The 18,544-nt window shown below is 72.9% G+C and carries 16 protein-coding genes; 7 read left to right on the forward strand and 9 right to left on the reverse strand.

Annotated features, from left to right (window positions below; translation table 11 throughout):
• Positions 1-255: 255 nt before the first annotated feature.
• Entirely contained in the window at positions 256-2,088 is a 1,833-nt protein-coding gene (locus tag LIV37_RS13525; RefSeq protein WP_121825507.1) for a hypothetical protein, read from the reverse strand.
• Positions 2,089-2,253: 165 nt separating this feature from the next.
• On the opposite strand from LIV37_RS13525, the gene LIV37_RS13530 reads away from it, so the two are divergent.
• Genes LIV37_RS13530 through LIV37_RS13540 form a run of 3 tightly spaced genes read left to right on the forward strand, consistent with a single transcriptional unit; the run spans position 2,254 to position 4,767 of the window.
• Positions 2,254-2,715: a MarR family winged helix-turn-helix transcriptional regulator gene (locus LIV37_RS13530; protein ID WP_020867682.1), complete on the forward strand. Its 462-nt coding sequence runs from the start codon at positions 2,254-2,256 to the stop codon at positions 2,713-2,715.
• Entirely contained in the window at positions 2,712-4,157 is a 1,446-nt protein-coding gene (locus LIV37_RS13535) for an MFS transporter (protein ID WP_020867683.1), read from the forward strand. Before LIV37_RS13530 ends, LIV37_RS13535 begins: the two co-directional genes overlap by 4 nt.
• Before the next feature lie 52 nt (positions 4,158-4,209).
• Positions 4,210-4,767 (forward strand): isochorismatase family protein, encoded by a 558-nt coding sequence (locus LIV37_RS13540; protein ID WP_020867684.1) that lies wholly within the window; start codon positions 4,210-4,212, stop codon positions 4,765-4,767.
• 82 nt (positions 4,768-4,849) lie between these two features.
• Here LIV37_RS13540 and ggt read toward each other — a convergent pair whose 3' ends face one another.
• Positions 4,850-6,760, reverse strand: a complete 1,911-nt coding sequence (ggt, locus tag LIV37_RS13545; RefSeq protein ID WP_121825506.1) for a gamma-glutamyltransferase — start codon at positions 6,758-6,760, stop codon at positions 4,850-4,852.
• Between the two features lie 160 nt (positions 6,761-6,920).
• On the opposite strand from ggt, the gene LIV37_RS13550 reads away from it, so the two are divergent.
• Positions 6,921-7,664: a hypothetical protein gene (locus LIV37_RS13550; RefSeq protein WP_020867686.1), complete on the forward strand. Its 744-nt coding sequence runs from the start codon at positions 6,921-6,923 to the stop codon at positions 7,662-7,664.
• A 20-nt stretch (positions 7,665-7,684) separates the two neighbouring features.
• Here the strand turns inward: LIV37_RS13550 and LIV37_RS13555 are convergent, their stop codons facing one another.
• Positions 7,685-8,437: an ABC transporter permease gene (locus LIV37_RS13555; RefSeq protein ID WP_020867687.1), complete on the reverse strand. Its 753-nt coding sequence runs from the start codon at positions 8,435-8,437 to the stop codon at positions 7,685-7,687.
• Positions 8,438-8,475: 38 nt separating this feature from the next.
• Positions 8,476-9,255: an ABC transporter ATP-binding protein gene (locus LIV37_RS13560; RefSeq protein ID WP_020867688.1), complete on the reverse strand. Its 780-nt coding sequence runs from the start codon at positions 9,253-9,255 to the stop codon at positions 8,476-8,478.
• A gap of 90 nt (positions 9,256-9,345) precedes the next feature.
• Between LIV37_RS13560 and LIV37_RS13565 the strand changes: the two genes are divergently transcribed.
• Both LIV37_RS13565 and LIV37_RS13570 read left to right on the forward strand, forming a co-directional pair.
• The gene (locus LIV37_RS13565; protein ID WP_020867689.1) at positions 9,346-10,047 is read left to right on the forward strand and encodes a TetR/AcrR family transcriptional regulator; all 702 of its coding nucleotides are present in this window, start codon (positions 9,346-9,348) and stop codon (positions 10,045-10,047) included.
• A gap of 592 nt (positions 10,048-10,639) precedes the next feature.
• The gene (locus tag LIV37_RS13570; RefSeq protein ID WP_121825505.1) at positions 10,640-12,283 is read left to right on the forward strand and encodes a CocE/NonD family hydrolase; all 1,644 of its coding nucleotides are present in this window, start codon (positions 10,640-10,642) and stop codon (positions 12,281-12,283) included.
• Positions 12,284-12,333: 50 nt separating this feature from the next.
• Here the strand turns inward: LIV37_RS13570 and LIV37_RS13575 are convergent, their stop codons facing one another.
• The 5 genes from LIV37_RS13575 to LIV37_RS13595 form a co-directional block, all read right to left on the reverse strand.
• Complete coding sequence (locus tag LIV37_RS13575) at positions 12,334-13,206, reverse strand: amino acid ABC transporter permease (RefSeq protein ID WP_121825504.1); 873 nt, start codon at positions 13,204-13,206, stop codon at positions 12,334-12,336.
• Positions 13,203-13,847 carry an amino acid ABC transporter permease gene (locus LIV37_RS13580; protein ID WP_020867693.1) on the reverse strand — a complete coding sequence of 215 codons (645 nt, stop codon included), beginning with the start codon at positions 13,845-13,847 and terminating at the stop codon, positions 13,203-13,205. Before LIV37_RS13580 ends, LIV37_RS13575 begins: the two co-directional genes overlap by 4 nt.
• 10 nt (positions 13,848-13,857) lie before the next feature.
• The gene (locus LIV37_RS13585; RefSeq protein ID WP_020867694.1) at positions 13,858-14,793 is read right to left on the reverse strand and encodes a glutamate ABC transporter substrate-binding protein; all 936 of its coding nucleotides are present in this window, start codon (positions 14,791-14,793) and stop codon (positions 13,858-13,860) included.
• Positions 14,794-14,801: 8 nt separating this feature from the next.
• Positions 14,802-15,548 (reverse strand): amino acid ABC transporter ATP-binding protein, encoded by a 747-nt coding sequence (locus LIV37_RS13590; RefSeq protein ID WP_020867695.1) that lies wholly within the window; start codon positions 15,546-15,548, stop codon positions 14,802-14,804.
• A gap of 543 nt (positions 15,549-16,091) precedes the next feature.
• Entirely contained in the window at positions 16,092-16,532 is a 441-nt protein-coding gene (locus LIV37_RS13595) for a DUF6278 family protein (RefSeq protein WP_044581248.1), read from the reverse strand.
• 154 nt (positions 16,533-16,686) lie between these two features.
• Here LIV37_RS13595 and LIV37_RS13600 point away from each other — a divergent pair, with 154 nt between their 5' ends.
• On the forward strand, positions 16,687-18,525 hold the full coding sequence (locus LIV37_RS13600; RefSeq protein WP_020867697.1) for an SGNH/GDSL hydrolase family protein: 1,839 nt from the start codon (positions 16,687-16,689) through the stop codon (positions 18,523-18,525).
• The last annotated feature ends 19 nt before the right edge of the window (positions 18,526-18,544 follow it).

The raw sequence follows: 18,544 nt of genomic DNA on the forward strand, positions 1-18,544 counted from the left end.
AACGCTTGATCTGAAGCAACTAATTGGTCAAGCGTTTTCGAGAGGGGTACCCCAACCCCTCCCGCTGTCCGGTACTGCCCCCAGCCCTCGACCGGGGAAGCCGCCCCGGCTGCCACGCCCACCGGCCCGGCGCCCGGCGATGGCGCCGCGCCCCACCACCCCCGCCCCCGCTGCTCAAATGCGCCGGAGGCGCGAGACGAAACCCGCACCCGACCGAGCCGGCCAGGCAGAACGACCCCCGCCCTCACGCGAGCGTCACGCGAGGCCGGGGACGCCCGGCAGGCGCGCGGTGCGGAGGGCGTGGGCCAGATCGTGGTGGGTGCTGGAGGAGACCTCGGCGGCCGCGTCGAGCAGCAGGGGCACCAGCGTGGCGGGGTCCTCGGCCCCCGCTCGTGCCGCGTCCTCCGGTGTACGGGCCCGTACGAGCGCTTCCAGCAGGAACGCGGCCCTGCTCGGGGCGCCCGCCGCGAGGAGCGCCTTCGCGGTGTGGGCCACCTCGGGGACGGGGCGCGAGACGCTCTGCCGTAGCAGCACCTCGCCGTCGGCCGCGCGGTCCGCCGCGACCAGCGCCTCGGCGGCCGCTGCGAGCTGTGCGGGCGGCAGGCACGCCGTCTCCCACAGCAGCGTGGACACATCGGCTCCGAGTCCGGCTCGCTCCAGTTCCTCCGCGAGCACCGGCAGCCGCGCGGCGGGCCAGACGGCGGCCTCGTACAGCACGACATGGGCCTCGCCTGAGCGGCCCTCCGCCCGGAGTCGGCCCAGCCGCGCGACCGCCTCCTGGGCGGCACGCCGCGCCGCCGCGCGCTCCGCCGCCTCGCGGGCAAGCCGCCGCCCGTCGTCCGCCACCCTGTCCCGCCTACGACGCTTGCCACCGTCCTCGCCCTCGTACGCACCTGCGAACCGCGCCCCACGCGGGGTCGCACGGGCCTCGGCTCCGCTCTCCGCCGAGGGAGGCGCGGGCGAGACCGGCCCCTGCACCACTACGGCGCCGTCGTCCCCGGCCCCGGCGAACCGCGCCCCGCGCGGCCGCGGAGCCGCTTCCGCCTCCTCCACCCCCGCGAACCGCGCCCCGCGCGGCCGAGGTCGCGCGGGGGCAGGAGCATCCTGGGCGGTGACGGGGCCGGGGGACGCCACCGAGGGCTGGCCGGGCTCGTCGCCCCCGGTGACTGCCGATTCGCGACCGGGCCCGGCCGACGCCCTGTCGTTCGTAGCCTGTCCAAGGGACGCGGCGCCAGGTCCGGCCGCCTCCGCGGTGCCACCGCCCTCCCGCGCGACGCGCCCGAGCGACACGACGCCAGGACCGGTGGCCACCCCCGCACCGCCGCCCTCTCCCGCGGCACGCCCGAGCGACACGACGCCAGGACCGGTGGCCACCCCCGCACCGCCGCCCTCCCGCGCGGCGTACCCAAGTGGCGCGACGCCGGGGCCGGTGGCCGCCCCTGCCGTGCCGCCGCCCTCCCCTTCGTACGCCACCGCGAATCCCCCCGCCCCCTGCGGGTGCTCTCCCCGACCGGCCCCGCCCGTCGCGGGCGGGGCCGCACCCGCGAGCGGGCCCCGTGGCGTGGGCTGCGCTGGACGGGACACACCCGGAAGCGCTGCCAGGCGGGCGTGTAGTTCTTCCGTGCGGGCGGTGGCGCGCTGATAGTCGTCGTGGGCCCAGGCCAGGTCCGCGGCGAGGCGGTGCCGGGCGGCCGGGTCCTCGGCGGTGTACAGGGCCGACCGGAGGTCGGCCGCGCGTTGGGCGGCGCCGTGGCGTTGGCGGAGCATGCCGTCCACGCGGTCCCGGAGGGCCTCGCGGCTGCCGGGCCCGGCGTCGTGGGCAGCGACCGAGGCACGGTAGAGGGCCGCGGCGCGGGACGCCGCCTCCTGGGCGGCCCCGGGGCCGTGCTGGGCGGAGAGGTCCTGCAGCAGGGACTGGACGAGGTCCCACGGCGGCACCTCATGCCCGTCGAGACAGGCCCGCAGCCCGTCCGGGTCGCGCAGGGCGAAGACGCCGTACCAGCCCGCCCCCGCGTCCAGCCGTCTCGTCAGCCCCCGCAGATATGTCGCGAACTCCTCGACCTCGGCCGGGAGTTGCCCGCTCGCCATGGCCACCCCTCCCCCTCGGACGATGGACGATGCACAACCCGAGGCCACGCATTCGACACCCTGCGTGTTACGGGACCGGTTACGGCTGTGCTACGGGCGCTTTTCCGACTCCGCACACAACAGTCAAACTTGCAAGTTTGACTGTCGATTTCCTATGCTTCGGCCATGGCCCCGCATGATCAAACGCCCATCGCGGCCGACCCACGGCCGGAGGAGCTCCTCGCCGTCGACCTCGCCGGTGTCGTCACCCAGCTGATGCGCCGTTTGCGGGCGGCCTCCTCGCAGGGGGCGCTCACCCCCTCCCAGCGCGCCGTGCTCAGCCGGCTCTACAACGAAGGGCCGACCACCACCGCCGCGCTGGCCCGCGCCGAGCTGGTCCGGCCGCAGTCGATGCGCATGATCCTGGCGGCGCTGGAGGAGCAGGACCTGGTGGAGCGGGCCCCGCATCCGACCGACGGACGGCAGGTGGTCTTCTCGAGCACCGAACGGGGGCGGCAGGCGGTCGCCTCCGTACGGCAGGCCAAGCAGAGCTGGCTGCTGGAGGCGATCGACACCCGCCTCGACGCCGATGAGCGCCGCACCCTCGCCGAAGCCACCGACCTGCTCAGGCGACTGGTCCAGGAATGACCGAGACCGCGGGAAAGCCCGCCATACCGGCGGCCGGGACGGCGGGTGAGGGCCACGCCCCCGCCGATCCCTTCGGCCCCCGGCTGATGGCCCCGCTGCTCATCGGCTCGGTCCTCAACCCCGTCAACTCCACGATGATCGCCACCGGCCTGGTCGCGATCGGCCATGACTTCGGGGTCGGGGCCGCCCGGACGGCCTGGCTGGTGGCCTCCCTCTACCTCGCCAGCGCCGTGGCGCAGCCCGCGATGGGGCGGCTCGCGGACCTGCTCGGTCCGCGCCGGGTCTTCCTCTCCGGGCTGCTCGTGGTGTGCGCCGCCGGGCTGGTGGGCGCGCTGGCGCCCGCGTTCGGCTGGCTGATCGCCTCGCGGGTGCTGCTCGGCATCGGTACGTCCGCGGCGTACCCGGCGGCGATGGCACTGCTGCGCGCCCAGTCCTTCGCCACCGGCCGGGAGACGCCGCGTCCCGTGCTCGGCCGGCTCTCGCTCGCCGCGCTCGGCAGCGCGGCGGTCGGTCCGGTGCTGGGCGGGGTGCTCACCGCGACGGCCGGATGGCGGGCGATCTTCGCGGTCAATGTGCCGCTGGCCCTGATCGGCATCACGCTCGCGCTGCTCTGGCTACCCAGGACCCGTATCACGAGCCCGGAGAACGGCACGGACACCGGGGCCCGGACGGCGGGCGCGGCATTCGATCCGCTCGGGATCACGCTGTTCGCCGCCACCCTCACCACTCTCATGATCTTCCTGATGGACCTGGCGCGGCCCAACTGGGCGCTGCTGCCCGTCGTCCTGGTGCTCGCGGCCGTCCTGACCTGGTGGCAGCTGCGCCGCCCCCGCCCCTTCATCGATCTGCGGATGATCGGCCGCAACCGCTCCCTCGCCCTCACCTACCTCCGGCACGGTACGGCGTACCTGGTCATCTACATGGTCATGTACGGATACGCGCAGTGGCTGGAGGAGGGGCACGGCTACTCCGCCTCCCGCGCGGGCCTGATCATGCTGCCCATGTCGGGCGCGGCCGCCGTGTGCTCACTGCTCGGCGCCCGTACGAAGGGCATCTACGCACCGCTCGTCCTCGCGGCCGTCCTGCTCGCCGCCGGGAGCGGGGTGCTGCTGCTCGCCGACGAGTCCACCCCGCTGGTCGCGCTGCTGCTGGCCGCGGTCCTCTTCGGGCTGCCGCAGGGGCTGTCCTCGACCGGCAACCAGGCCGCCGTCTACACCCAGGCCCCGCCGACGAGCGTCGGCGCGGCGGCCGGGCTCCAGCGCACCTCGCAGTACCTGGGCGCGATCACCGCCGCCGGGCTGATCGGGCTCTTCTACGGGCAGCGGGCGACCGCCATCGGGCTGCACGGCATCGCCATGGTGGCGGGTGCGCTCAGCCTCGTGGTGCTGGTGCTGACCGCCACCGACCGGGCCCTGCGCGGCCGCGCCCGTACCCGCACCTGACCACCACCTTCCGTTCCCTCGTACGCCCCGCAGACCCGCCCCAGGAGGCACCGTGCCCGCCACCACGCTCGACCCGAACACCGCCCTGGTCCTCGTCGACCTCCAGAAGGGCATCACCGGACTGCCCACCGTCCACCCCACCGCCGAGGTCGTCGAGCGCGGCGCCCGGCTGGCCGCCGCCTTCCGCGAGCGCGGGCTGCCCGTCGTCCTGGTCCGGGTGGTGGCCGGGGCCCCGGGCCGCACCGAGGCGCAGCGGGGCGGGGGCGGCGGGGAGTTCCCGGCCGACTTCGCCGACCTCGCGCCGGAACTCGGCCGCGAGGACGGCGACATCGTGGTCACCAAGCACACCTGGGGCGCCTTCCATGGCACCGACCTCGACCTGCAGCTGCGCCGCCGCGGGGTGACCCAGGTGGTGCTCGGCGGCATCGCCACCAGCATCGGGGTGGAGTCCACGGCCCGGGCGGCGTACGCGCACGGGTACCACGTGACCCTCGCGACCGACGCCGTGACCGACATGGACGCCGAGGCGCACCGCAACAGCGTCGAGAAGATCTTCCCCCGGCTCGGGGAGACGGACTCCACGGACGCGATCATCGGCCTGCTCGGCTGACGGACGGCTGACGGACGGCTGACGGACAGGAATACAGCGGCGGGCTCCGGAACCGGAGCCCGCCGTACGTACCTGGTCAGCGTCAGCGCTTCGGGCTCACCACCATCGCCGAGCCGCCGCCCCGCCGTTCCGTCTCGGCCGCCGCCAGCCACCGTCCGCCGGACAGCCGCTGCACGCCGGTGGCCGCCCCGATCTCGGGGTTCTGCTTGAAGGAGTGGCCGAGCGCCTCGAGCTTGGCGCGCTCCGGGCCGTTCCACAGTCCCGGTTCCAGCTCCGTCTGGGCGGCGTTGCGCTGGCTGGCGCGCGGTGCGGCGATCGCGTCGACCAGCGGCATGCCCCGGTCGAGATGGTTCAGCAGGGTCTGCAGCACGGTGGTGATGATGGTCGCCCCGCCCGGGGAGCCCAGCGCCAGCACCGGCTTGTGGCCGTCCAGCACGATCGTCGGCGACATGGACGAGCGCGGCCGCTTCCCCGGGCCCGGCAGGTTCGGGTCGTGGACGGCGGGGTCGGCGGGCGCGAAGGAGAAGTCGGTCAGCTCGTTGTTGAGCAGGAAGCCACGGCCGGGGACGGTGATCCCGCTGCCGCCGGTCTGCTCGATGGTGAGGGTGTAGGCCACGACATTGCCCCACTTGTCGGCGACCGTGAGATGCGTGGTGTTCTCGCCCTCGTACGTGGTCGGGGCGGCGTGGCCCCGGGTGTCGCAGGAGCCCGGCCCGGACGGGTTGTTCGGGTCACCGGGCGGTACGGGGCTCTTGAGCACCGCGTCGTCCTTGATCAGGCAGGCCCGGGAGTCGGCGAACCGCTGCGAGGTGAGCCCGTTGGTGGGGACGTCCTCGGCGGCGGGGTCGCCGACCCAGCGGCCCCGGTCGGCGAAGGCTATCCGGCTGGCCTCGATATAGCGGTGCAGGTAGTCGACGTCGCTGAGCTTGGAGAGGTCGGTCTTCTCCAGGATGTTGAGCGCCTCGGCGACGCTCGTGCCGCCGGAGGACGAGGGCGCCATGCCGTACACGTCCAGACCGCGGTAGTCGGTCCGGGTCGGGGCCTGCCGCTTCGTTCCGTAGGACCGCAGATCCTCGTCGGTCAGATCGCCCGCGCGCACGACGCGCTGCGCCTTCGGGTCGACGGGCGGCTTGCGCACGGTGTCGACGATGTCGCGGCCCAGCTCGCCCTTGTAGATGGCGCCGACGCCCTTCTTGGCCAGCAGCGCGTACGTACGGGCGAGGTCGGGGTTGCGGAACGTCGAGCCGACCGCCGGGGGCTCGCCACCGGGCAGGAAGAGCTTGGCGGTGGCCGGGAAGTCCTTGAAACGGGCCTGGTTGTCGGCGGTCTGCTGACGGAAGGTGGAGTCGACGGTGAACCCGTCGCGGGCCAGCCGCTCGGCGGGCCTCAGCACCTGCCCCAGCGAACGGGTGCCCCAGTCCTTCAGGGCGTCGTTCCAAGTGGCGGGGGTGCCGGGGGTGCCGACGCTCAACCCGCTGGTGACGGCGTCGGCGAACGGCAGCGGTTTGCCGTCTTTGCCGAGGAAGAGCTTCTGGTCCGCGCTGCGGGGCGCGGTCTCGCGGCCGTCGAGCGTGTAGACCTTGTGCCGCTTGGCGTTGTAGTAGACGAAGTATCCGCCGCCGCCGACACCCGCCGAGTACGGCTCGGTGACCCCGAGCGCGGCGGCGGTCGCCACCGCCGCGTCCACCGCGTTGCCCCCGTGCCGCAGTACGTCGATCCCGGCCGCCGAGGCGTCGGGGTCCACGCTGGAGACCGCGCCGCCGTAGCCGACGGCCACGGGCGTCTTGGCCGGAGCGCCCTTGTCTGCGCTCTCGTGCCCGGCGGCACCGGCCGGGACGACGCCCAGCACCGCGACCATTCCGGCGGCGGCCGCGAGCGCGGGCAACCGGCGCCGGACGGCCACCGCGGTCGCCGGGGCGGACCCGGCGGATGCGGCGGATGCGGTGGTGGTGGACCTGGTTGACGATGCGGCTGGTCGTGCGGCGTGCCCCATCCGTGACCTCCAAGCGAAACGACAGGGGCCGGAGCCTACCCGCGAGCCACGCACCCCCAACAGGGGTGGATCGGTCCCCCATCCGTTCATGTGTCCGTTTCGGTGTTCGTTCATCCGTACGCTCGAACGTGTACCCGGTCGGCCGCTACGATGCGCGGCCATGACAGACACCCTGCAGGACCTGATCGCCTCCGCGGCCGCCCTGATCGTGGGCCTGGCCGCCGGCTGGGCCGTGCACTCCGCGTTCGCGCGCCGCAAGCGCGCCCGCGAGCAGCGCTTCTTCGGTCTGCCGGACGGTTCGGAATGTGTGATGGTCACCCATCGGGACAGCACCTCGGCCCACTGGAGCATCCCCCGCCATGACGCGCTGGCGCTGCTCGGGCTGGCGTCGGTCGTGGAGAACTGCGGGGCGCACGCCGAGGTCGCCCCGCACGACACGGGGCTGCAGGGCTTCGGGGCGCGCACCGAATTCTGCGTCGGCGATCCGACCGCGCACCGCAGGCTCGCCGCCCATATGGCCAATCTACTGCCGGGCGTCACCGTGCACGCGGGGGACGACACCGGCACGGACCGGGGGACGTTCACCATCGCCGGCACCCACTACCGCCCGGACCCGGGCGCGGTCGAGCATGTACTGCTGGCCCGGCTGACGGCGGGCGACGACAGCCGCCCGGTCTTCCTCGCCGCCGGTCAGCGGCCGGTCACCCACCGCGCCGCCGTCCGCCACCTCGTCCGCAACCGCGCCCGGCTGGCCCGGAAGTACGGCGCGCAGGGCTCCTTCTGCCTGCTGCTGAAGGTGGTCAACTCGCAGGCGTACGGCCCGGATCTGGTCGAGGTGGTCGCGGATGTGACCAAGCCCGCGACCACCTCGGTCGGCCCCCGCGCCGCCGCGAAGGACGACTGAGCCGGCCAAGGGCAGCTGAGTCAGCCGCGGACCCGGGCGAACAGCCGCGCCCCGCCCATCAGGCACAGCGCCGCCAGGGCCAGGGTGACGGCCGCCCCGACGGCGACCGTGGTGTTGGCGTAGTGCCCCAGGAACACCTGGCGCACCGCGTCGACCGTGTAGCGGAACGGCACGGCGCGCGAGGCGCCCGCGAGCCACCCCGGGGCCAGCGTCATCGGCAGCAGCAGCCCGGAGAGCAGCATCAGCGGCATGCCCGCCGTATTGGCGATGGCGGCGAACTCCGGGGGCGTACGGACGTTCATGGCCAGCCCGTAGGAAAGCGCGGACAGGGCCGCCGCGAGCACGGCCACGAACAGCAGCCCGAGCAGCACACCGAGGAGCGGCGCACGCAGCCCGAAGGCCAGCCCGAGCAGCACCAGCAGGACGGACTGGGCCACCAGCTGGACGACATCGCGCAGGGTACGGCCGAGCAGCAGCGCCAGCGGGCTGACCGGGGTGACCCGCATCCGGTCCAGAACACCGAGGTTACGGTCCATCAGCAGCCCGAGCCCAACGTAGGACCCGCCGAGCAGGGCGAGTTGGACGAGCACACCGGGGACCAGCGTCTGCCAGGACGATCCGCTGACGCCCATGTCGAGTTCGGTCAGCAATGGGCCGAAGAGGGCGAGGAAGAGCAGCGGCTGAAGCATTCCGAAGAAGAGATTGGTCTTCGAGCGAAGCGTTGAGCGCAGACAGCGGCCGAAGACGATGCCGGTGTGGGCGAGAAGAGTCATAAGAGGCCCTTGGGTGGGTCGGAACGTTCTCGATGGCGCTAGACGGCGAGGGGTTGCTCGGCCGTGCTCCGGCCGGTGATGGCCAGGAAGGCGTCCTGAAGACTGGCGGCCGGATCCCCCGCATAGCGGCTCTTGAGCTCGGCGGACGCCCCCTCGGCGACGATCCGCCCGGCGTCCACGACCACGATCCGGTCGGCGAGCGCGTCGGCCTCGTCCAGGTAGTGGGTGGTGAGGAAGACCGTCGTGCCGTGCTCGGCACGGACGCGCCGCACCAGGTCCCACAGCTCGGCCCGGCTCCCCGGGTCGAGACCGGTCGTGGGCTCGTCGAGGAATAGCACCTCCGGCCGGTTGACCAGGCCCAGCGCGATCTCCACCCGGCGGCGCTGGCCGCCGGACAGGGCGGCGGTCGGGCGATCCATGAGCCCCGACAGGCCGAGTTCACCGGCGAGTTCCTCGGCACGCCCGGCCGCCGCGCTCTTGGACATCAGATGCAGCCGCCCCTGGGTGACCAGTTCCTCGCGTACGGAGCATCCGGGGTCCAGGCCGCCGGACTGGGCCACGTAGCCGATCCGCCGGCGCACGCCCGCCGGGTCGCGGAGCAGATCGCGCCCGGCGATCTCGGCCTCGCCCCCGCTGGGCGGCAGCAGGGTGGTGAGCATGCGCAGGGTGGTGGTCTTACCGGCCCCGTTGGGGCCCAGGAAGCCGAGGATCTCGCCGCGGCCGACGGTCAGATCGATCCCGCGGACGGCGTGCACGGGGCCGCTGCCCAGCGAGAACGTCCGAGTGAGGCCGCGAACGCGGATGACGGATGAGGACATGCCCCGATCAGAGCACAACGTACCCCAAAGTTGCAATCGACTAAAAGCTTAGAGTCGAGTTCAAGTTTGCAGCGGGCTACACTTGCGCCCATGAGCGAAGGACTGCGGGAGAAGCACAAGCGCCGTACGCGCCGGAGGATCGCGGACGTGGCCACCGGCTTGTTCCTGGAGCGCGGCTTCGACCGGGTCACGGTCGCCGAGGTCGCCGAGGCCGCGGAGGTGTCCGTCAACACGGTCTACAACTACTTCCCGGCCAAGGAGGACCTGGTCCTGCCGCCCGACCAGGCGTCCCCGCGGCGGCTCGCCGACATCGTGCGCGAGCGCCCGCCCGGCGGGTCCGCCGCCCAGGCGGTGCTGGACCGGCTGCGCGAGGAGGTGGAGCGGCGCGACCGCTCGCTGGGGCTGACGGAGGGCTTCGGCCCGTTCTTCGCCATGATGCGGGCCGCCCCCACGCTGCTGGCCCGCCTGGAGGAGCTCGGCCACCGGATGAACGACGAACTGGCCGCCGTGCTCGCCGAGGAGACCGGCGCGGCGCCGGAGGATCCGCTGCCGCGCGTGGTGGCCGCCCAGATCAGCGGCTATCACTCACTGATCTTCGGCGAGATCGGACGGCGTGTCACGGCGGGCGAGCCCCCCGACGCCATCGCCAAGGCCGTGACGGAACTCCTCGACGCCATCGAGGAGATGCTCGGCGCGCCGATGCTCGGCTACGCCGTACGGGAGGGGCCACCTTCCCCGCTCCTTCCCGCTACCAGGGGCTCCACCCCTGGACCCCGGCCCTCAAGCGCCTGACGGGCTTGATTTGCGTTCGGCAGTGCCGTCCGCCCGTGGCGCCCAGCCCGAACGCGTCCGCACCCTTCCCCGCCCAGCGGCCGCCGCCCGGGGCGTCGACCACGTCAGCAGATGCGACCGTCGTCCATCCCTGGGCCCCGGGGGCCGGGGCGGAGCCCCCCACGCGGCGGAGCCGCATATCGACAGGTGCCGGGAAGGGGCGGGAGAGGAACAGCCCACCGCAGGCGTCGCGATCCGTCGGACACCCCCTGAGCACGGGGCCCTGGGCCCAGCCCGGGGCCAGGGCCGGACCCGAGGGCGGAGTTCGCCCCGGGGAGGGATGTCGGCCCGGCGCCGGGGCTCGCCGCAAGGCCAAAGCCCGGCGGACGGCGGGGGCTTCCGCACCAGCGGAATCGGGCGGGGCCGGACCCTGGCGGATCCGGCCCCCGGATAGCGCCCCGGGCCGGGGTGGCCCCGGCGGCCGACCTCGGCCCTTTATCGTTACCCATGCGTAACTTACCGCGCCATTACCGCCGGTAAACACCCGAGTTACCGTCAGGTCACAAGCACCGGTGCTCCCCTGCCCCCACGGCATCCCCCACCAGGAGCCATCGTGACCCCTGCCCGAAAAGCCCTTCGCCCGACGACCGCCGCCGCCCTCTCCGTCACCGTCATGGCCGGTGCGGCCTTCGGCCTCGCCCCCTCCACCGCCGCCGCGGCACCGGCCCCGACCGCCACCGCAGCCGCATCCACCGCCGCCTCCTCCGGCGTCTCCATCCGCTTCGTCGACATCCCCGGCGACGGGGGCGTCAACCTGGCCGCCAACGTCGTGGCCCCCGCGAACGCCGACGCCTCACGCCGCCTCCCCCTCGTCGTCCTGCCCACCAGCTGGTCCCTGCCCCAGGTCGAATATCTCGCCCAGGCCAAGAAGCTCGCCGAAACCGGCTATGTGGTGCTCACCTACAACACCCGCGGCTTCTGGCAGTCCGGCGGGAAGATCGAGACGGCCGGGCCGCCCGATATCGCCGACGCGTCCAAGGTCATCGACTGGGCGCTCGCCAACACCCCCACCGACCCCGACCACATCGGCATGGCCGGGCTCTCCTACGGCGCCGGGATCAGCCTGCTCGCGGCCGGTGCCGACGCGCGGATCAAGGCCGTGGTGGCGATGAGCGGCTGGGCGGACCTGGTCGGCTCGATCTACAGCGGCCGCACCCAGCACGCCCAGGCCGCCGGGCTGCTCGCCGGGGCCGGGACGCTGACCGGCCGGCCCAGCGAGGAGTTCCGGCAGATCCTCGACGACTTCTTCTCCTCCAACCTCGCCAAGGAGAAGGACCTGATCGCCTGGGGCAAGAAGCGCTCGGCCGCCACCCACCTCGACCGGATCAACGCCAATGGCGCGGCCATCATGCTGGGCAACTCCTGGGGCGACTCGATCTTCCCGCCCAACAGCTACGCCGACTTCTTCGAGAAGCTGACCGGCCCCAAGCGGCTGGAGCTGCGGCCCGGCGACCACGCCACCGCCGAGCTCACCGGGCTGCTCGGACTGCCCAACACCACCTGGACCCACGCCCGGCAGTGGCTCGACCACTACCTCAAGGGCGAGCGCAACGGCATCGACAGCGAGCAGCCGGTGCAGCTGACGTCCCGTACGGCCGACGGTGACGGTGACGGTGACGGTGACGGTGACGGCTACGAGGGCTACCCCAGCTGGTCGGCCGTCCCCTCCGAGCAGCGCCGCGTCCCGCTCGCCGCCACCGAGAAGGTCACCGCCAACCACGACTCCGGCGCCAACGCCGGGACCGTGCTGCTCGGCGGCGTCCTCGACCAGTTCCTGAAGCTCCCGCCGCTCGCCTCGATCCCGCTGCTGCCCCGGTCCTACGCGGCCGTCTGGCAGACCGGGGCCTACGCCGACGAACAGCGCGTCCGCGGCACCGCGAAGCTCCACACCACCGTGACCAGTGACCGCTCCGACGGTACGGCGGTGGCGTATCTGTACGACGTGGGCCCGCTGGGCGTCGGCAAGCTCATCACCCACGCCCCGTTCACCTTCCACGACCGCACCCCGGGCACGTCCTTCGGAGTGGACCTGGAGCTGTTCTCCACCGCGTACGACGTCCCGGCGGGTCACCGGCTGGCGCTGGTGATGGACACCGTCGACCCGCTCTACATCGAGCACAACCCCGACGGCGCCCATCTCACCTTCTCGTCCCCGGACGCCGACCCGTCCCACCTCACGGTCCCGGTCCGCGACTGAGGCGGTGTCCGGCGGACCTCGCGGCTGAGACACCCTCCGGCCGCCCCGGCTCAGCCGCGGGTGTCCCCCGGCATCGGGGCGGCCGGTTCCGCGGCGGCGACCTCGACCTGACGGGTCTTCACACTGCGCCGCTCCCGCTTGGCCACCCAGTTGGCGAACCACGACAGCAGCATGCACATCCCGATGTAGATCGGTGAGATCACCATGACCACCGGGATGAACGGCAGGTCGTAGTCGAGATTGGACGCGATCAGCTTTCCGGCGTGCAGAAACTCCTCATAGGTGATGAGGAAGCCGAGCGAGGTGTCCTTCAGGGCCACCACCAGCTGGCTGATGATGGCCGGGAGCATCGCCCGCACCCCCTGCGGCACCAGCACGGACATCATGACCTGGGTCTTCCGCAGGCCGAGCGAGTACGCCGCCTCGCGCTGGCCGCGGTCCACCGAGTTCACCCCGGCCCGGAACACCTCGGCCAGCACCGAGCCGTTGTAGAGCGTCAGCCCGGTGACCAGGGCGGGCAGCGGCTGGACCCGAAGCGCCACGAAGACGAAGAAGATCATGACCAGTACGGGCATCGCCCGGAAGAACTCCACCACCAGTGTGGCCACCCAGCGCAGCGGGCGGTGCTCGGAGAGCCGTCCGGCGGCGAGCACCCCGCCGAGGGCCAGCGAGAGGACCGCGGCCATGCCGAACGCCTTGAGCGTGCCCGCGAGCCCGTTCAGCAGCAGCTCCTGGATGCCCTTGTACTCGAACGGCATCCACTTGCGGTAGGCGAACTGGCCGGTGTGGATGAGGAGATAGACGATCCAGCCGAGCAGGGCCAGCAGCACGGCCGTCCCGGCCAGCGCGTACGTCCGGTGCCGCCGCCGGGTGTGGGGCCCGGGGACGTCGTAGAGGGCGCTGGTGGTCGAGGGCGCGGTCATCGCGGCACTCCCCAGCGCCGCTCCAACAGGGCGAAGATCGCGCTGATGGCGAGCGTGATGATCAGGTATCCGGCGGCGATCCAGACGAAGGACCAGATGATGCTGTAGCCCCGCTCGTTGAGGGGCTTGTAGGTGCCGAGCAGTTCGGTGACGCTGAACGACCCGGCGATGGCCGAGTTCTTGGCGAGCGCGATCAGGGTCGAGCCGATGGGCGGGATGACCGTGCGGAACGCCTGCGGCAGCACCACCGCGCTCAGCGTCTGGTCGAACGTCATGCCCAGACTGCGGGCCGCCTCGCCCTGCCCCACCGGCACCGTGTTGATGCCCGCTCGCACCGCCTCGCAGATGAAGGCCGAGGTGTAGCAGCCGAGCGCGATCACCGCGAAGACCGTGAACGGCAGCACCAGGCCGAAGCGCGGCAGCCCCAGCATGACCGCGAAGAACAGCAGCGTCAGCGGGGTGTTGCGGAGCACCGACACCCAGACGGTGCCGAACGCGCGCAGCGAGGCGACCGGTGCCACCCGGAAGGCGGCCATGAGGATGCCGAGCGCGAGGGCGAGCAGCGAGGCGTAGACGGTCAGCTGCACGGTGCCGAGGAAGCCCTTGCCGTAGAGCGAGAAGTTCTGGGTGAGCACGTCCATGGGATGGCCTTCAGCCGGTGCGGTAGCGGTCGATGGGCGGCGGCTTGGGGGCGGGCACGCCCGAGAGGCCGAGGGTCGCGTCGTACGCCTTCTTCCAGTCGCCGTTGCGCTCGTGGAAGAGGATCGCGTCGTCCAGCGCGAAGCGCAGCGCGTTGTCCCGCTTGGGCACTCCGATGCCGTACGGCTCCTTGGAGAAGGGCCGCCCCACCACCTTCAGCTCCTCGGGGGCCTTGGCCGCGTAGCCGAGCAGGATGGTGTTGTCGGTGGTCACCGCGTCCACCTGGAAGCTGAGCAGGTTGTCCACGCACACCGAGTAGGTGTCGTACGCGACCGCGTGGGCCTTGGGGTAGTCGGCCTGGATGCGCTGCAGCGGGGTGGAACCGGCCACCGAGCAGACGGTCCTGCCCGCGAGGTCTCCGGGGCCGTGGATGTCGTCCTCGTCGGTGCGCACCAGCAGCGACTGACCGGCCATGAAGTACGGCCCGGCGAAGCCGACCAGCCGTTTGCGCAGCGGATTGATGGTGTAGGTGCCGACGTAGTAGTCGATCTGGCCGCTCTGGAGGGCGGTCTCGCGGTTGGCGGAGGCGATGGTCTGGTAGCGGATGGTGCCCGGGGCGAAGCCGAGGGAGGCGGACATCATGCGGGCGATCTCGATGTCGAAGCCCGAGTAGTAGCCGGTGGCCGGGTCCCGTTCGCCGAGATAGGGCTGGTCCTCCTTGACCCCCACGGTGAGATGGCCGCGGCGCTCGGCCCGGCGCCAGGTGGGCGAGGAGGGCAGCCGGAACTCGGTGTCCACCTTGTAGGTGGGCAGCTTCTCGGCCCGGGGACCCTTGGCGGGCGGGCTGCCCTCCTTGCCGCAGCCGGACACCAGCAGCACGACCAGGACCGTGGTCACGGCCGTGGTGAGGGCGGCGGTCGCACGGCGCAGACGCCTCATGTCCGTCATCACCCGGCTCAGTGCTTGAGGATCTTGGACAGGAAGTCCCGGGCGCGCTCGCTCTCCGGGGACCGGAAGAACTCCTCCGGCGTACGGTCCTCGACGATCCCGCCGTCGGCCATGAAGACCACCCGGTTCGCGGCGGAGCGGGCGAAGCCCATCTCATGGGTGACCACGACCATCGTCATCCCCTCCTGGGCGAGCTGGCGCATCACCTCCAGCACCTCGTTGATCATCTCGGGGTCGAGGGCGGAGGTCGGCTCGTCGAAGAGCATCACCTTCGGGTCCATCGCCAGCGCGCGGGCGATGGCCACCCGCTGCTGCTGGCCGCCGGAGAGCTGGGCGGGGAACTTCGCGGCCTGATCGGCGAGTCCGACCCGGTCCAGCAACTCCTGGGCGCGCCGCTCGGCGTCCTGCTTGGCGCGGCGGCGGACCTTGGTCTGACCGAGCATCACATTGGCCAGCACGGTGCGGTGGGCGAAGAGGTTGAACGACTGGAAGACCATGCCGACCTCGGCCCGCAGCCGCGCCAGCTCCTTGCCCTCCTCGGGCAGCGGACGGCCGTCGACCACGATGGAGCCGGACTGGACGGTCTCCAGCCGGTTGATGGTCCGGATCAGGGTGGACTTGCCGCCGCCGGAGGGGCCGATGATCACGACGACCTCGCCGCGCCCGACGGTGAGCTCGATGTCCCGCAGTACGTGCAGCGCGCCGAAGTGCTTGTTGACGGCGCGCAGCTCGATCAACGGCTCACCGACGGCCATACCCGGCCCCACCCGCCTTCCACTGTGTCCCGGTCAGCGCAAGCTATCCGGACAACTACGGAGCTTTGGGTACGGACACGCATTGGTGGGCGGATACCGCCCGACAGGGTCTACGGGGGTACGGGGTGTCCTGACGCCTGCGGCGGGCTGTCCCCTACCCGCCCCTTCCCGTAACCATGGGCTCCGCCCCTGGACCCCGGCACCGGCGAGCTGATCGCGGCCAGCACGCAGACGCAGCAGCTGGGCGGGCGATCGCCCGCCCGCCCCCGGGCCGTCCAGCCGGGGGCTGGGACGGAGCCCCGGGGTCTGGGGCAGAGCCCGGCACGAGGTCAGGGGCGAAGCCCGGCACGGGCACTGGGGCGGAGGCCCCGGGTCTGGGACGGAGGCCCGGCGCGGGGTCTGGGACGGAGGCCCGGCGCGGGGTCTGGGACGGAGCCCCGGGTTCGGGGGCTGGGGCGAAGCCCCGGGAACGGGGGCTGGGGCGAAGCCCCGGGTTCGGGAAGGGGCGGGGTGGGGAGCAGCTCGCCGCAGGCGTCACCGCCCCTAGGCCTCGGCGACTTCCGCGTAGCGCTGGCAGAGTTCGGGGGCGCCGTCGGCGGCCCATTGCTGACCGGCCTCCACGACGTCGACCTCGCGGCCGGAGGCGAGCCTGACGACGGGTCGGCCGTTGGGCCACACCTGCCAGACGGCCCCGGGGACGGTGCGGACGATGACCGTGCCCAGGTAGAGACCGGCGTCGTTACCGAGCCAGGGCAGCTCGTCCGGGTCGTCGCGCCAGCGCGGCGCCATCTGGTCCAGCGCCTCCAGGGAGGCCGTGGAGTCATCGAGCCCGATGCCCGCGTCGGAGGCCCGCGCGCGCAGGAGTTCGCATTCGGAGAGCAGTTGGGCGACGCCCTGGGGGTCCTCCTCCTGGGCACCCATCAGGGCCGCGCCCGAGGCGGGGCCACGCCGCTTGCGCCAGTTGCCCAAGAAGGAGATGTTCATACCGCTCAGCGTGGCATCCAGACCACCGGCGCACCACAGGGCGCGCGGTATGAGCTGTGACCCGATGCTTGTCTTGACGACACCCACCTGCCTCCATACGTTCTCCGGGCACCTGTCGAATCGCCGGTCGGGTTGGTTGCGAGAGGGGACACATATGCGCGTCGCGAGACCGTGGACAACCGCCGGGATCGTCGCGGGAGGTGTCACCCTCGCACTGCTCGCACCACCACCCTCCTCCGCCGCACCGGCCAGCGCACCGGCCGCCGCACCGGCCGACGTGCCGACCCACAAGCCGCTCCCTTTGGAGCGGCTTTTCGACAACCGGGCGGTCAGCGATGACACCCGCCCGGGTGACGCCGACTTCGACGGCGCGGGTGCCTCGCTCTCCGCGCAGGATCTGCGGGCCGCCGGCTGGACGCCGGGGCGCGATATCGCCCTGGACGCGGCGCGGCTGACCTGGCCGCGGAGCGCGGGGGCACGGCCGGACAATGTGATCGCCGACGGCCAGGCGGTGCGGCTGCGCGGCCGGGGCGAGGCGTTGACCTTCCTGGTGGCGAGCAGTTCGCCGAGCGGGCCCGGCGCCGGGGCCGGCGGTGTCGGAGCGGTGCGCTACCGCGACGGGTCGAGCCATCCGTACACGCTGAGCGCGCCGGACTGGCGGGCGGGCCCCGCCGCCACCAAGGCCGTGGGCCTCCCCCATCTCAACACCGCCGCCGGGCAGCGGCAGGAGACGGCCCGGCTGTACGCGGTGACGGTGCCGTTGCAGCGCGGCCACGAGGTCGCGTCGGTGGTGCTGCCGACGGACCCGGGCCCGGCGGCCGATCTCCATGTCTTCGCCGCGTCGCTGCGGCAGCCCGCGTACGGCTGGACCGGGAGCTGGGCGGCGAGCACCGCCGGGTACACCAAGGTCGGGCCGTGGACCGATCAGACGCTGCGGCTGGTGGTGCACACCAGCGCGGGCGGGCCGAGGGCCCGGGTGCGGCTGGAGAACACCTTCGCCGCGTCCCCCGTGGAGATCGGGCATGTGACGGTCGCGCTCCAGGCGAGCGGCGCGGCGGCGCAGGGGTCACCGGTGCCGCTGACGTTCGGCGGGCGGCCGGGGACCTCGATCCCCGCGGGCGCGCAGGTGTTCAGCGATCCGGTGGACTTCCCGGTCCCGGCGGACGCCAATCTGCTGGTGAGCTTCCATCTGCCGGGTCCGGTCGCGGCGGTGCCGGTGCACGGCCAGGCCACCCAGCGGTCGTATCTGAGCGCGGCGGGCAGCGGTGACCGGACCGCGGAGCCGGGGGCCGGGTCCTACACCGGCACCCTCACCACCTGGCCGTTCCTGACCGGGGTCGATGTGCGGGGCGGGCCGGGTTCGGTGGTGGCGCTCGGCGACTCGATCACCGACGGCACCAAGTCCACCAATGACGCCAACCGCCGCTGGCCCGATGTGCTCGCGCGGCGGCTGCGCGGTCAGTCCGAGGTCCCGGCGTACGGGGTGCTCAACGCGGGCATCTCCGCCAACCGCGTGGTGGCCGACCGCTATCCGGGCGAGGGCGTCTCCACGGACACCGGCGGGGTCAGCACCCAGCACCGGCTGGAGCGGGATGTGCTCGCCCAGACCGGGGCCCGTACGGTCGTCGTCTTCCAGGGCATCAACGATCTGCGGTGGGGCAGTTCGGCCGAGGAGCTGATCGCGGGTCTGCGGTCGGTCGCGGCGCGGATGCGGGAGCGCGGGCTGCGGGTGGTCGGGGCGACCATCGCCCCGTGCGAGGGCGAGTCGCTGTGCACGGCGGACGCGGACGCGCGGCGCTCGGCCGTCAACGCCTTCATCCGGGACAGCGGCGGGGCGTTCGACGCCGTGCTGGACTTCGACGCGGTGGTACGGGACCCCGAGCACCCGGCGCGGATCCTGCCCGCCTACGACAGCGGGGACCATCTGCACCCGGGCGACGCGGGGCTGCGGGCGATGGCGGAGTCGATCGACCTGCGGAAGCTGGCCGGGTAGGGGGCGCCCCAGAGCCGGC

Origin of the sequence: Streptomyces rapamycinicus NRRL 5491 (assembly GCF_024298965.1) — a bacterium.
GTDB lineage: Bacteria > Actinomycetota > Actinomycetes > Streptomycetales > Streptomycetaceae > Streptomyces > Streptomyces rapamycinicus.

Coding starts and splice junctions, on each gene's coding strand:
- LIV37_RS13525 (WP_121825507.1), bottom strand. CDS start 2,088: ATGGCGAGCGGGCAACTCCCGGCCGAGGTCGAGGAGTTCGCGACATAT.
- LIV37_RS13530 (WP_020867682.1), top strand. CDS start 2,254: ATGGCCCCGCATGATCAAACGCCCATCGCGGCCGACCCACGGCCGGAG.
- LIV37_RS13535 (WP_020867683.1), top strand. CDS start 2,712: ATGACCGAGACCGCGGGAAAGCCCGCCATACCGGCGGCCGGGACGGCG.
- ggt (WP_121825506.1), bottom strand. CDS start 6,760: ATGGGGCACGCCGCACGACCAGCCGCATCGTCAACCAGGTCCACCACC.
- LIV37_RS13550 (WP_020867686.1), top strand. CDS start 6,921: ATGACAGACACCCTGCAGGACCTGATCGCCTCCGCGGCCGCCCTGATC.
- LIV37_RS13555 (WP_020867687.1), bottom strand. CDS start 8,437: ATGACTCTTCTCGCCCACACCGGCATCGTCTTCGGCCGCTGTCTGCGC.
- LIV37_RS13560 (WP_020867688.1), bottom strand. CDS start 9,255: ATGTCCTCATCCGTCATCCGCGTTCGCGGCCTCACTCGGACGTTCTCG.
- LIV37_RS13565 (WP_020867689.1), top strand. CDS start 9,346: ATGAGCGAAGGACTGCGGGAGAAGCACAAGCGCCGTACGCGCCGGAGG.
- LIV37_RS13575 (WP_121825504.1), bottom strand. CDS start 13,206: ATGACCGCGCCCTCGACCACCAGCGCCCTCTACGACGTCCCCGGGCCC.
- LIV37_RS13580 (WP_020867693.1), bottom strand. CDS start 13,847: ATGGACGTGCTCACCCAGAACTTCTCGCTCTACGGCAAGGGCTTCCTC.
- LIV37_RS13585 (WP_020867694.1), bottom strand. CDS start 14,793: ATGACGGACATGAGGCGTCTGCGCCGTGCGACCGCCGCCCTCACCACG.
- LIV37_RS13590 (WP_020867695.1), bottom strand. CDS start 15,548: ATGGCCGTCGGTGAGCCGTTGATCGAGCTGCGCGCCGTCAACAAGCAC.
- LIV37_RS13595 (WP_044581248.1), bottom strand. CDS start 16,532: ATGAACATCTCCTTCTTGGGCAACTGGCGCAAGCGGCGTGGCCCCGCC.
- LIV37_RS13600 (WP_020867697.1), top strand. CDS start 16,687: ATGCGCGTCGCGAGACCGTGGACAACCGCCGGGATCGTCGCGGGAGGT.